This is a genomic window from Lutibacter sp. HS1-25 (assembly GCF_004121075.1).
Classification (GTDB): Bacteria; Bacteroidota; Bacteroidia; order Flavobacteriales; family Flavobacteriaceae; genus Lutibacter.
This window is the reverse complement of sequence record NZ_RHLN01000153.1, coordinates 46,909-60,554: the sequence shown is the minus strand read 5'-3', so window position 1 is coordinate 60,554 and position 13,646 is coordinate 46,909. Positions and strand designations below refer to the sequence as shown.

General features: G+C 30.5%; 10 protein-coding genes and 1 tRNA gene. 5 read left to right on the top strand and 6 right to left on the bottom strand.

Features of this window, described 5'->3' with window-relative positions:
• Positions 1 to 461 precede the first annotated feature (461 nt).
• The 6 genes from EC396_RS15375 to EC396_RS15350 all read right to left on the bottom strand — a co-directional run bounded on the left by EC396_RS15375 (position 462) and on the right by EC396_RS15350 (position 5,335).
• Positions 462 to 1,037: an ATPase gene (locus tag EC396_RS15375; protein ID WP_370276476.1), complete on the bottom strand. Its 576-nt coding sequence runs from the start codon at positions 1,035 to 1,037 to the stop codon at positions 462 to 464.
• Positions 1,038 to 1,396: 359 nt separating this feature from the next.
• On the bottom strand, positions 1,397 to 2,080 hold the full coding sequence (locus EC396_RS15370; RefSeq protein ID WP_129367684.1) for a hypothetical protein: 684 nt from the start codon (positions 2,078 to 2,080) through the stop codon (positions 1,397 to 1,399).
• Positions 2,081 to 2,211: 131 nt separating this feature from the next.
• Positions 2,212 to 2,493 carry a helix-turn-helix domain-containing protein gene (locus EC396_RS15365; RefSeq protein WP_129367682.1) on the bottom strand — a complete coding sequence of 94 codons (282 nt, stop codon included), beginning with the start codon at positions 2,491 to 2,493 and terminating at the stop codon, positions 2,212 to 2,214.
• A gap of 229 nt (positions 2,494 to 2,722) precedes the next feature.
• Positions 2,723 to 3,559, bottom strand: a complete 837-nt coding sequence (locus EC396_RS15360; RefSeq protein ID WP_129367680.1) for an RteC domain-containing protein — start codon at positions 3,557 to 3,559, stop codon at positions 2,723 to 2,725.
• Positions 3,560 to 3,754: 195 nt separating this feature from the next.
• Positions 3,755 to 5,011: a site-specific integrase gene (locus EC396_RS15355; RefSeq protein WP_129367678.1), complete on the bottom strand. Its 1,257-nt coding sequence runs from the start codon at positions 5,009 to 5,011 to the stop codon at positions 3,755 to 3,757.
• Positions 5,012 to 5,250: 239 nt separating this feature from the next.
• Positions 5,251 to 5,335: transfer RNA gene (locus EC396_RS15350), tRNA-Ser, on the bottom strand.
• Between the two features lie 109 nt (positions 5,336 to 5,444).
• On the opposite strand from EC396_RS15350, the gene EC396_RS15345 reads away from it, so the two are divergent.
• From EC396_RS15345 to EC396_RS15320, 5 genes are all read left to right on the top strand, one after another.
• A complete protein-coding gene (locus EC396_RS15345; RefSeq protein WP_129367676.1) occupies positions 5,445 to 6,197 on the top strand; it encodes a sulfite exporter TauE/SafE family protein in 753 nt (250 codons plus the stop codon).
• 69 nt (positions 6,198 to 6,266) lie between these two features.
• Complete coding sequence (aroC, locus tag EC396_RS15340) at positions 6,267 to 7,328, top strand: chorismate synthase (protein ID WP_129367675.1); 1,062 nt, start codon at positions 6,267 to 6,269, stop codon at positions 7,326 to 7,328.
• A 913-nt stretch (positions 7,329 to 8,241) separates the two neighbouring features.
• Positions 8,242 to 11,772, top strand: coding sequence for a pyruvate:ferredoxin (flavodoxin) oxidoreductase (gene nifJ, locus EC396_RS15330; protein ID WP_205757977.1), 3,531 nt, complete (start codon positions 8,242 to 8,244; stop codon positions 11,770 to 11,772).
• Between the two features lie 68 nt (positions 11,773 to 11,840).
• Positions 11,841 to 12,215 (top strand): HEPN domain-containing protein, encoded by a 375-nt coding sequence (locus EC396_RS15325; RefSeq protein WP_129367672.1) that lies wholly within the window; start codon positions 11,841 to 11,843, stop codon positions 12,213 to 12,215.
• A gap of 64 nt (positions 12,216 to 12,279) precedes the next feature.
• A complete protein-coding gene (locus EC396_RS15320; protein WP_129367670.1) occupies positions 12,280 to 13,455 on the top strand; it encodes a GlmU family protein in 1,176 nt (391 codons plus the stop codon).
• Positions 13,456 to 13,646 lie beyond the last annotated feature (191 nt).

The following is a 13,646-nucleotide window of genomic DNA, read 5'->3' as shown; positions in this document are numbered from 1 at the left end:
TAATAGGGTTTAATTGTGAATTTTTTATATGTTTTTTAAATATTTTTTTTTATATTTGAAATGTAGGTTTTCATAGGCCTACATCTTTTTCATAGCAATTTTTAACCCATCTCGCAGAGGTGGGTTTTTTTATGTTTATACTTTTTTGGTTGAGTGTTTGTCAAATTAAAACAAATTAGTGTAAATTTTATTACGGGAAACCGTAATGGGTGTTCTTTCTTTTTTTGCATTGCCCAATAAAGAAACAAAAAACCGAATAAAAGTTTGTGTTTAATTTTAAAAGAATTACATTTGATATGTTAGGTTGTTTTTAGATAGCCTAACTTCATAGCAATTTAAACCCAACTCTTTTGAGTTGGGTTTTTTTATTGTCTTTTATCTTTTGAATCACGATCAAAGCTTATCAAGTTAAACATTACTCATCCCTTTTTTATTTGTTTTGGTATTCGTGAATAATGAACTTACTGTCTTTTGTCTATAGAATTTGAATCATATGCTATAACGTTCATCATTTGTTTTAGCCTGCTTCTTACACGATTTCCATATTTTTTCTCAATTTCGTCTACGTTGAGGTTGGTGGTGATGTGGGTTTTTGAATGACTTTGGCTTTGACTAAAACTAAGACTATGACTTTGGCTGGTTTGGGTAAATAAATCATAACGTGATAAAAGTATTTCACCCATTACGTTACATTCTTTTGCGTAATGAGAACCGGTTGGTTCTACACCTAAATCGTCGAAGCAGTAGTTTTTTGTCTGGTTGTATTTTTCTAAAACTTCGAATCCGGATGTATTGAAATTAAAAATAATATTTCGGGTTGGAACGAGCGAGTAGTTAGTTTTGTGTGGTGCCAGGTGCAATAGTAATTTCATCAATGATGTTTTACCGCATCCCACGGGTCCAGTAAGCAATAAACCTTTGCTGGTGTCGATTCCCATTTGAGCGCAGCTGTGGTGGTCTTGTATGAAGTATGAGCATAGTTTGAAAATTAGTTTTTCGTCTTCTTTGTGAATTCTGAAGTTTTTTCCGAATAACATATGGCCTTTGATGTTGAGGTAGGTTTTTATTTTTTCGAAATCGTAGTGGATAGTGTTGTTTCGGATTTCTCCTATTTGGAATTTTGAGGTGCCTTCGGTTTTGATGTGTGGTGTTGGGTTCATAGTGGTTAATTTTTTTAATTGCTATTATCGAATTGACATTTTAGACTCTTAGAATGTTCTTTTCATTTTGCCTTGATGCAAAACGAAACAAAAAATCAAGCCTTGGATTTTCGGCGGTCAAATACGTTCTTAAATCCTAAAAGAAATGAACTCGCTACGCTCAAACAGCATTTCTTTTTACGGATTCTTCGAACTTTTGACACTCGCCTGCCAAATCCTAGGGCGGTTTTTATCTGCTAAAGTGGGATATCATATCTTTTATTTTGGTTGACGTGGAGGTTGTCTTGAAAATGGTCAAGTGGTAAAGCGTTTGGATCGTTTTCTCTCGCTTGTGCTCGAGATGATAATTTCATTTCTTCGGATTTTAGCATCCAACTTCGGGCGGTGGCTTGCCAATCGACCATTTTGGTTTTTCCGCCAACTTTCCATCCGATGCCCTGGTAATGGTTGAAAAATTTTTTGGCTTCCAATTCCGGGTAATTTTCTTTTTTAAAAAAATCTAAAATCATTTTTTCTTTTGCGATTGCCTCTAGTTTAATAAAGTTTATATTTTGTTTATTAATGTTTATATTAGATATCAGTGCTTGTTCATTTAACGAACGGTCTAAATTCACATCTTCTTTATCGCTTGATTCAAAATTGAACAACCTTACTTTACTGCCTTTAAAAGGGTTGTGAGATGGACTATAAATTATATATTTCCAATGATTTAGCTCTTTTATGCATTTGTGATACGTTGCTGTAGATCCAATTTTTGATAGTTTCATAATTTCTTCTCTGCTTATATGAAATTCTGCAGGAAATCGGTTGTAATTCCACAATTGAAATAAAGCTATATACAGGCTAATATGGGATGGATTTAAACGATTGTCTTTAGAAAATTGAATATAGACTCCGTTGAGGTGTTTGATGTAGTTCATAGACTTGAATTTATTGTATGATGAATTGCACTTGGCTTTTTTAGACCTAATAAATAGACCAAAAACCAGTGTTTCCTATTTTAAATTAAAAAGAACCCTTGAATTTGGATTAATTCAAGGGTGTAAATTGGTTAGTCGGTTGTATTGACCATATTTGACTCTAACACATTCATAATTTTTTCATAGTCATAATAAATGACACCTCCCATTTTGGTATAGGGCAAGGTTCCGTTTATTCTTAAATTTTGAAGTGTTCCTGTTGAAAGTCCTAATAGTTTTCTAACTTCTGGAGATTTCATCCATTTTACAGGTTTACTTTTGTTTGATTGCTTATTTATTAGTTTCTCAATGTTGTCTAATAAATCGACTTTAAATTCGGTTAAATCCTCTGGTGTAATAATTTTTGCTGCCATACTATGCAATTTTTCGATTAATAATGAAGAAAGTATTTCTTTGTTTCTCTTTCATAAGGCAAATATGTGAAGTATAACTCATTAAAAATCACAAGTTGGGCTATTTTTTTCAAACATTTTGTTTGGATTTAATTGATACAATTTGATAGCAATAAAATTTGAAAATTGATTTTAGCATATCAAATTACACTAAATATTATTTTCATTTTTTTTACCCAACTTGGGTGTTTTATTCATCAAATTTTAGTATACGTTGGAGGAAATTTTCTTTTAAAAAGTCTAAAAACTTGGTAATGTTTGTTTTTCTGTTCTTAATTTCTATGTAAGCTCTATAATAGTCACCTAGATCAATATTAAATGATTGTTCAAAAAAAGCTGCCAATTCTTTTATTTCCGTTTCACCGTAATTAATGACTTTTGAATTGTATATTGCATATATCAATTCAATCAAACCAATTTTACTACCTGTCCAGGTTAATTTTGATTTTACTGGAATTACAGGATATAGTGATTGGCCAGATAATTTTGAAAGTTCAAATTTTAAATATTCGATGGTCAATTCATAGCCAATAAACTTTGCAAAGGTTGAATCTAGACTAGTGGCAAACTCACCATCAAGGTAGGAACCAAGACAGTCTAAATGAATTTTTACACTTTTATTTTTCCTCAAAAAATACTGTTGATCTGAGTAGGTTTCACCACCCCTAAAATATTTATAAAAAATATGATGCTCAATAAAATAAGCCTGCAGCTTTTCAATTTCATTTTCAAAGTACTTCTTTTGCCCCTTTATACTTCCTTTTGGACGTTTATTTTCAATATTAAGCACATTAAAATTATAAATGAACTTTGCAAAAATCTTTGGTTTGATTTGTTTAAAGAAAAAAATTTCGTCTTGGTCTGAATAGAATTCTTCAGCAATAATTTTTTCCCTTGTTTTCTTTAGACAGTTTTCAATAGTAGTTAAATTAAATTCTGTTACTTTTAAAATATCTTTATTTTTTAATTCAAAAGTTTTCATTTTCCTTTCTAAATCTAAAAGGATTTTTTCATATTTATTTTTCACAATTAAAAGTTTAACTCTTTTTCAAACGCACAAAAGACACTTCATTCCTTTATAAAAAAGTTGGGCTTAACAGGCGCTTTGAATTTGAAGTTTAAAAAAGCAATTTATTATGAATCAAATTAAATCAAAAAATATGTTGATTTAAAGTAATATTAAAAAAATAGTACAATCTATATTCATTTTAAATAAGAAAAGTTAAACTGATTGTTGTTTGTCTGAATTTAAACTTTCTTCATTTTTTTGATTTAGTTTATCACGAAGTATGTTCATATCAACGCTTACTTTCTTGTCTATAATTTTAGCGTAATGCTGAGTAGTTTTTAAAGATTTATGTCCTAGCATTTTACTTACCGATTCGATTGGAACCCCATTGGTTAATGTAACCGTAGTGGCAAACGTGTGACGAGCCAAATGGAAAGTAAGGTTTTTTGTGATGCCGCAGATGTCTGCAATTTCTTTTAAATAAGCATTCATTTTTTGGTTGCTTAATACAGGCAGCAGTTTGTTACCATAAATTACTTCGTTATGATCTGAATATTTCCCTATTACATCTTCGGTACATGGTAAAATTGGGATATTACTTGCTGTATTGGTTTTTGTTCTTTTGGTATTTATCCACTTGTTACCATCTATGCCAATCACAATATTGTCTTTTGTTAGTTTTTTTACATCTGCATAAGCCAAACCTGTGAAACAACTAAATATAAATATATCTCTTACCTGGTCTAAACGTGGTATCTGAAATTCCTTATTAATCAAACTTTGAATTTCATCTTCGTTTAAAAATTCTCTATCCACAATTTTTAAACGTGCTTTCCAATTGAAGAATGGGTCTTTGCTAATCCAATTGTTTGCATAAGCTATTCGAACAATTTTCTTAAAATTGGTGATGTATTTAATAGCTGTGTTGTGAGCACAATTTCTTTCCGTTTTCAAATAATATTCAAACCCTGTGATAAATTTATGGTCTACATCTTTTACAGGAATATCGTCTACATTGTATTCTTTTTTAATATAATTCTCAACGTGCATTTTAGCGGTTTTATAACGTTCGGCAGTTCCAGGAGCAAAGTCTTTACCTACTAATTTTTCCACTTGATTGTTGTGGTCTTCGAAAATTGCAATCACCATTTTTTTGTTGTCATTTTTACCTAAGTAAAAATCACGGATTTTTAAAGCTGTATAATTGACGTTATTCTCAATAAAATTTTGGTGTATTTTGTAAACTTTATGATAAATGATATCAATAAATTTATTGATTTTTTGAGCTTCTTCTGAATGACCTTTGGCTCTTCCTGTATCTGAACTCCATTTCTTAATATCAATTTTTCTTTTGATACTGAGCTCGGCACGCCTACCATTTACAGTGATTCTCATATAAATCATTGTTTTTCCGTTGGAATCTGCTTTGGTTTTTTTAATGTAAAATAGGAGGGAGAATGAATTTTTCATAATAATAGCAATTTTTCATACATTAAATATACAAAAAATATTTTAAACTAACAGCTCGAAACCTTATTAAAATAAGGTGTTTTAGTGAAATTCGGTGTCAGTTTTGATTATTTGAAACTGACACCGAATTAGCCCCTTTTTATATGTGTTTAGATGGTATTTATTGGTAAGTTGGTAAAATGAAAAAGCCCATAAACATAACATTTATGGGCTTTTGGTGAGAATTGTTATTCTCTTAGCGGAGAAAGAGGGATTCGAACCCCCGGAGGTGTGACCCTCAACAGTTTTCAAGACTGCCGCATTCGACCACTCTGCCATTTCTCCTTAGCGGTTGCAAATATAATACGCTTTTTTGTTTCTCTCAAACTTTTTGTCACTTTTTTTCTTAATATTTTTAATTATTTTAAAATACATTTGTAAATCAATTTATTACATGGATTTTACAATAGAAATAGTTGTATTAATTTTAGTTGGTTTTATAGCAGGAACCATAAATACAATAGCTGGAGGTGGCTCTTTATTAACATTACCTATACTTATTTTTTTAGGATTACCACCAAATATTGCAAATGGGACAAATCGAATCGGAATTCTTTTTCAAAACATTTTTACCACTGCAGGTTTTAAAAGTAGAGGTGTTGTTACATTTCCTTTTAGTATTTATGTTGGTATTTCAGCTTTGTTTGGAGCTGTTTTAGGTGCTCAAATTGCCGTAGATATAAAAGGTGAAGCATTTAATAAGATTTTAGCTGTAATAATGGTTCTGGTAGTAATTTTAATGGTGCTTAAACCTAAAGCTAAGAATTTAATTAAAATAGAAAAAACTACAGGTAAGTATCTATGGTTGAGTATTTTTTTATTCTTTTTTGTAGGAGTTTATGGAGGTTTTATCCAGGCGGGTGTTGGATTTATAATGCTTTTTATATTGTCTACTGTAAATAATATTTCATTGGTTAAAAGTAATGCTATAAAGGTAACTGTAGCACTCATTTACACGGTGTCTGCGGTTGTAGTCTTTGCTTATAACGATACTATTGACTGGCAAAAAGGATTGATTTTAGCCATAGGAAATGCTTCTGGTGGCTGGTTTGCAAGTAGATGGTCTGTTAAAAAGGGTGATAGGTTGGTTAAAAACTTTTTAATTATTATGGTTGTAGTTTTTGCAATAAAATTGTGGTTTTTTTAAATTTATTTCAACAAATATATCTACCCTCAATAAAATTCTTTTTTTACATTTGTGGCTTAAAATAAAAATATGGCTAATTCATTCGGAAAAATATTTACTATAACAACTTTTGGAGAGTCTCATGGCGAAGCTATTGGAGGTGTAATTGATGGCTGCCCAGCAGGAATTGAACTTGATTTTAAAGCCATTCAAAATGAATTGGATAGAAGAAAACCTGGACAGTCTAAAATTGTAACACAAAGAAAAGAACCAGATGAAGTTCGTTTTTTATCGGGTATTTTTGAAGGAAAAACTACAGGAGCTTCTATAGGGTTTATTATTGAAAATGTGCATCAACGTTCTAATGATTATTCTCATATAAAAGATTCATATCGCCCATCTCATGCTGATTATACGTATGATAAAAAATATGGTGTACGAGATTATAGAGGTGGAGGAAGAACTTCAGCGCGTGAAACAGCCAACTGGGTAGTAGGAGGTGCGGTTGCAAAACAAGCTATTCCTTCTATAAAAATCAATGCTTTTACTTCTTCAGTAGGTGATATTTTTATGGAAAAACCTTATCAATCGGTTGATTTAGATAATGCTGAAAACAATATTGTTCGTTGTCCAGACGATGTTGCTGCTGAAAAAATGATTCAACGTATTAATGAAATTAAAAAGCAAGGCGATACAATTGGAGGTACTGTTACTTGTGTAATTCAAAATGTACCTGTTGGTTTGGGTGAACCTATTTTCGATAAATTACATGCGCAATTGGGCAAAGCAATGCTTTCTATAAATGCAGTAAAAGGCTTTGAATATGGAAGTGGTTTTTGTGGTGCTAAAATGAAAGGAAGTGAACACAATGATATTTTCAATTCAGATGGATCAACAAAAACAAATCTTTCAGGTGGTATTCAAGGAGGAATTAGTAACGGAATGGATATTTACTTTAGAGTAGCATTTAAACCTGTTGCAACAATTATGCAGGCGCAATCAACAATTGATAAAGATGGAAATATTGTTGAAATGATAGGTAAGGGGCGTCACGATCCTTGTGTTGTACCTAGAGCAGTACCAATTGTTGAAGCATTAGCAGCTATGGTAATTACTGATTTTATGTTACTAAATGCTAAAAGTAGTTTTTAAAAAAAATGGTTTATTGTTTTAAGTAATATTTTATTTTTTGTTGCTTTTTAAAGCTATTTTTTTATTAATTATTATATTAAAATAAATTTTTTAAAAACGTAAAACACTGTATATTCCTATTGGTATTCAGTATTTTACGTTTTTTTTATTAAAATCAGGTAATAAAAATGATATTATTTATTTTTATTTTAGAATAATAAAATAAAATTTTATAGATTTGTAGAAATCTTAAATAATTCTTTATTGTAAAATGAATATTTAATTTTTTATTTAATAACACTGCCCCAATTTTACCCCAAAATTTACCAAAGCATAATTTATTTTTTTTTGAAGTGTTTTATTGTGTGAATATTTTATAAAATATCAATATAATTTATAAATTTAAAGTATTTGCAGCCGTAAGAATTGACTTATAGATTTACTACCGTTGTGGGGACGACAATTTTCTCGTAAGTTATTGCGGCTGCTTCTTTATAATTACTTCAAAAAGTAAAATGCTATTTCAACTATTTTACGCTTTATAATATTACCTTATATTACATGTTTCTTTTTTATTAGTTTATTGTTTTTTAATAGCAATAAATTCAATTATATGTAAATGTTGCTTTTTTAAAGTTTTAACAGGTCTTTAGCCTTAAACTTTAAGTTAATTATATGCTAATTTTGTTACATAACTATGTTTGATTGGTTTATTACATTGGTTAACCTTTTGTTTTGCAGGTATTTGTAATGTTTATTTTAAATGTTTCTAAATAGTAAATGGCTATTTTTTACTGACATATGTCATTATATTTTTTACTTAAAACATATAATTTTACCATATTGAAAATTAAAATGCAATTACATTGTTTGTAATACTTTTCAATTTTTAATATCAATTTTATAAATTATTAAGTGTAAACCTATAAGTATAATGAAAGAAGAGAAAACAAAATTAATTTGTGATGCTAATGAAGCTGTAGCTATTGTTGCTCACAAAACAAATGAAGTTTGTGCTATTTATCCAATTACACCTGCATCACCAATGGGTGAACATGTAGATGTGTATAGTGCTAAAGGTAAAAAGAACATTTGGAACAATGTACCTAGAATTGTTGAAATGCAAAGTGAGGCTGGAGCCGCAGGAACTGTTCATGGTTCATTGGTAACTGGAGCTTTAACAACAACATTTACAGCATCTCAGGGATTATTATTAATGATTCCAAATATGTATAAAATAGCAGGTGAATTATTGCCTAATGTTATTCATGTTGCGGCTAGAACATTAGCTACACATGCATTGTCTATTTTTGGAGATCATTCTGATGTAATGTCTGCTCGTCAAACTGGTTATGCAATGTTATTTGCAGGAAGTGTACAAGAAGCACATGATTTTGCTTTGATTTCTCAAGTGGCAACTTTAAAAAGTAGAGTTCCATTTATGAATATTTTTGATGGATTTAGAACTTCACATGAAATTTCTAAAATTGATGCGATTCCTACAGATGTTATCAAAACAATGATGCCTGAAGAAGAAGTAATGAAGCACAGAAAACGCGCATTAGATTCTAACAATCCTTCAATTAAAGGAACAGCTCAAAATCCAGATGTATTTTTCCAAGCTCGTGAGGCTTGTAATCCTTTTTATGAAAAAGTACCAGGAATTGTAAAAGAAACTATGGATGAATTCTATCAACATACAGGTAGAAAGTATAGTTTATTTTATTATATAGGACATCCAGAAGCTGAAAAAGTAGTTGTAATTATGGGTTCTGGTGAAGGTCCAGTTAGAGAAACTGTAGATACAATGGTTGAAAAAGGCGAAAAAGTAGGTGCTTTATTCGTGCGTTTATACCGTCCTTTCTCTATGGAAGATTTCTTAGCTGAAATGCCAGATACAGTAAAAAAAGTAGCTGTATTAGATAGAACTAAAGAACCAGGTGCTACAGGAGATCCTTTATATTTAGATGTAGTAACTACTTATGTTGAAAAAGGAATTGCTATGCCATCTATTGTTGGTGGTCGCTATGGTCTTTCTTCAAAAGAATTTACACCAGCTATGGTAAAAGGTATTTATGATGAATTGGAAAATGAAAAACCAAAAAATCATTTTACAGTTGGTATTAATGATGATGTTACATTTACAAGTTTACCAATTAACCCTTATTTCCAAACTAAAAAGAATACATTTAACTGTATGTTCTATGGTTTAGGGTCTGATGGTACTGTAGGTGCTAATAAAAACTCAATTAAAATTATTGGTGAAACAACTGATAATTACGTTCAAGGATATTTTGTATATGACTCTAAAAAAGCAGGTGCACAAACTATTTCACATTTGCGTTTTGGTCCAGAGCCAATTTACTCTAGCTATTTAATTAACAAAGCTAATTTTATAGGTTGTCACCAACCAAATTTTGTGTACGAATACGATATTCTTAAAAACATGAAAGATGGTGGTACATTTTTATTAAATACTCCACACTCTAAATATAAAATTTGGGCAGAATTACCAAGTGTAATTCAAAAAGCAATTATTGATAAAAATGTTGAATTTTATGTAATTGACGCTACTAAAGTGGCTCTTGAAGCAAAATTAGGAAAACGTACTAATACAGTATTGCAGACTTGTTTCTTTGCTATTTCAGGTGTTTTACCTAAAGATGAAGCTATCGCTAAAATTAAAGCTGCTATTGTAAAATCATATTCTCATAAAGGAGATAAGATTGTGCAAATGAACTTTAACGCTGTTGATAAATCTTTAGAAAATCTTCAAAAAGTAGAGTACCCTCGTCATACAACCAATCAAGATGGTTTAATGCCTTTAATGACAGGCAATTTAAGTCCTTTTGTAAAAGATGTGTTAGGAACTATTTTAGCAGGTAATGGTGATTCTTTACCAGTAAGTGCATTCCCAGCAGACGGAACTTTCCCAACAGGAACTACACAATATGAAAAACGTGGTATCGCAACATTTGTACCAACTTGGGATGATGCAGATATTTGTACACAATGTAATAAATGTGTTGCTATTTGTCCTCACGCTGCAATTAGAGCTAAAGTTGTTTCTAACGATATATTAGCCAATGCTCCTGCATCTTTAAAACATGTACCAGCTAAAGGTAGACCTTTTGATAGCAAAACAGAAAGTTATGTATTACAAGTTTCTCCTGAAGATTGTACAGGATGTGATCTTTGTGTTGCTGTTTGTCCAGCTGAAAGCAAAGAGGTTCCAAATACATTTGCAATTAACTTAGCTGAAAAACGTGATGTAGAAAAAGTTGAAAATGCAAATTGGGATTACTTTATTGAATTACCAGATTACGATAGAAAAAAATTGGTAACATCAACAGTAAAAGGTTCACAATTTTTACAACCATTATTTGAGTTCTCAGGTGCTTGTTCTGGTTGTGGTGAAACACCATATATTAAAATGATTACCCAATTGTTTGGTGATAGTATGTTAATTGCAAATGCAACAGGTTGTTCATCAATTTATGGTGGTAACTTACCAACTACACCTTATACAACAAATAAAGCAGGACACGGACCAGCTTGGGCAAACTCATTATTTGAAGACAATGCTGAGTTTGGTTTAGGTATGAGATTGGCATTATCTAAAAAACAAGAAATAGCTGTTGATTTATTAAAAACTTTAGAAAATGAAATTGGTAGCGCATTGGTTAACGATATTCTTAACAATGCTGAAACTGATGAGACTTTAAAAGAGCAAAAATTAAATCAAATTGAAGAAGTAAATGCTATTTTAGATAAACTTGATTCTTACGATGCAAAAAAACTTAGAAACCTTTCTGAATACTTACGTAAAAAAGACGTTTGGATCTTTGGTGGTGACGGTTGGGCTTATGATATTGGTTACGGTGGTTTAGATCATTTATTCTCTTCAGGAGAAAATATCAATATCTTAGTAATGGATACTGAAGTTTACTCTAATACAGGTGGACAAGCTTCTAAATCTACTCCAATGGGTGCAAGTGCTAAATTTGCAATGAATGGTAAATTAACTTCTAAGAAAAGTTTAGCTTTACAAGCAGTTTCTTACGGTAATGTTTATGTTGCTCAAATTGCAATTGGTGCAAAAGATAACCAAACATTAAAAGCAATTGAAGAAGCACAAGCTTATCCAGGACCATCATTAATTATTGCTTATTCTCATTGTGGTGAACACGGTTACGACTTAAAAGACGGAACTTTACACCAAGAGAAAGCTGTTGAAACTGGTTACTGGCCATTATTTAGATTCAATCCTTTATCAGAAAAAGGAAAGAAATTTAGATTAGATTCTAAAGCTCCTGCAGCACCTCTTGAAGAGTTTATGTATACTGAAACTAGATTTACAAGAGTTCTTAAAGACAACCCTGAATTAGCAGGAGTTCTTTTAGGAAAAGCTCAAGAAGAAGTTGATACACAATGGGAACGTTTAGAACTTTATAAAAATTTATAATAATTCCTTTTATTAAGTGCCAAGTATATCTATATTTGGCACTTTTTTTAACTATAAAAATTATTGAAATGAGTTCAAGATCACAAGCCTTTTTAAATGAAGGAAGTAGAAAGTTAGAATTGGCAAAAGACGCTTTAAATAAACCATCTGAAGATATCGTAAGCTATTCAGCATGTAAAAATTCACAGTTTGCTATCGAAAACTATTTAAAAGGTTTTTTATTAACCAATAATGTAGAATTTGCTGTAAATGCAACAATTGGAGAATTGTACAATCAATGTGTTGAAATTGATGAAAATTTTAAAAAAATAGAAATTTCAGCAATAAAGTGTAAAAACGACCAAATAAACGGTGGTTACTGTACTGGAATTGGAACTCTTAATGCATGTTTAGATGCAGCAGATACAATTGAAAATTATTTAAAAGAATCTAAAATCATTTAAATACAATTCCTTTTTTCATTTGAAAAAGTAAAAACTTGCTGTACATTTGCGTAAAATATTTACTATGAACTATATTTTATTTGATGGTACAGTTAGAAATTCATTGTTACCATTAACTTATACAAAACCCGTTGCCGATTTAAGAATAGGAATTTTAACTATTCGTGAAAAATGGGAAACGCATTTAGGTTTAAGTACTACTACGCTTACCGAAGAATATTTGGAAGAGAAATATCCAATGGTGGAAATGGAGCAGAATATAATGATAAATGCATCATTTTTACCAACTTTAGAATTGGTTGAAGCAATACAAAATCTGAAAAAAAATCAAGCTATTTTTAAAGGTGAAGAAGTTATTGCTTTTTTTACCACTGATGATCAGGATGAAATAGATTTTGACTCTTATGAGCAGCTTGAGTTTGATGAAAATTTACTTCAAATTAAAAATACGTGGGATTTATTTACTTTAAATAAAGAAGCTTTAATTTCTGATTTTGAATTAATTACAGAAGGAAGAAAGTCTCAGCCAATCCCAAAAGATGTTCATTGTATTAATAAAGAAAATATTTTTATTGAAGAGGGTGCTCAAGTTTTCTTTTCAAGTTTAAATGCTTCTAATGGTCCAATTTACATAGGGAAAAATACAACAGTTATGGAAGGGAGCCTTATTAGAGGGCCTTTTGCATTGGGAGAACATTCTGTAGTAAAAATGGGTTCTAAAATTTATGGAGCTACTACTGTTGGTCCAAAATGTACTATTGGAGGCGAGGTAAACAACTCAATTTTATCGGGCTGTTGTAGCAAAGGTCATGAGGGTTATTTAGGTAATTCTGTTTTAGGTGAGTGGTGTAATATAGGCGCTGATTCTAACAATTCGAACCTGAAAAATAATTATGATGAAGTTCGTTTGTGGAATTATGAGACTGAAAATTTCGCAAAAACTGGTTTACAGTTTTGTGGCTTAATTATGGGAGATCATTCTAAATGCGCTATAAATACAATGTTTAACACAGGTACAGTTGTTGGTGTAAGCGCTAATATTTATGGTAGTAATTTTCCTCGAAACTTTATACCTTCATTTAGTTGGGGTGGAGCAGCTGGGTTTTCAACATATCAAATAAATAAAGCAAAAGATACTGCTATTTTAGTTATGAAGCGCAAAAATGAAGTTTTTGATGAAGTTGAAGAACGTATTTTAGAGCATGTTTTTAAAATTTCAGAAAAGTATAGGAAGTTTTAATTTAGAAATATATAAAAGCGTTTAAAGAAATTTTAAACGCTTTTTTTATGTTAACAAAAGTGGCTTGTAATTTATAATTAAATTTTTTAAAACATTATTACAATGCAAATAAAAATGTAGAGGTGTAGTCTAAATTTTTACTTTAGTTGTTAGTTGTAATGCAATTAAATTAGATTTTGTTACTTAGCCCT

Coding starts and splice junctions, on each gene's coding strand:
- EC396_RS15375 (WP_370276476.1), bottom strand. CDS start 1,037: ATGTTATTCGGAAAAAACTTCAGAATTCACAAAGAAGACGAAAAACTA.
- EC396_RS15370 (WP_129367684.1), bottom strand. CDS start 2,080: ATGAACTACATCAAACACCTCAACGGAGTCTATATTCAATTTTCTAAA.
- EC396_RS15365 (WP_129367682.1), bottom strand. CDS start 2,493: ATGGCAGCAAAAATTATTACACCAGAGGATTTAACCGAATTTAAAGTC.
- EC396_RS15355 (WP_129367678.1), bottom strand. CDS start 5,011: ATGAAAAATTCATTCTCCCTCCTATTTTACATTAAAAAAACCAAAGCA.
- EC396_RS15345 (WP_129367676.1), top strand. CDS start 5,445: ATGGATTTTACAATAGAAATAGTTGTATTAATTTTAGTTGGTTTTATA.
- aroC (WP_129367675.1), top strand. CDS start 6,267: ATGGCTAATTCATTCGGAAAAATATTTACTATAACAACTTTTGGAGAG.
- nifJ (WP_205757977.1), top strand. CDS start 8,242: ATGAAAGAAGAGAAAACAAAATTAATTTGTGATGCTAATGAAGCTGTA.
- EC396_RS15325 (WP_129367672.1), top strand. CDS start 11,841: ATGAGTTCAAGATCACAAGCCTTTTTAAATGAAGGAAGTAGAAAGTTA.
- EC396_RS15320 (WP_129367670.1), top strand. CDS start 12,280: ATGAACTATATTTTATTTGATGGTACAGTTAGAAATTCATTGTTACCA.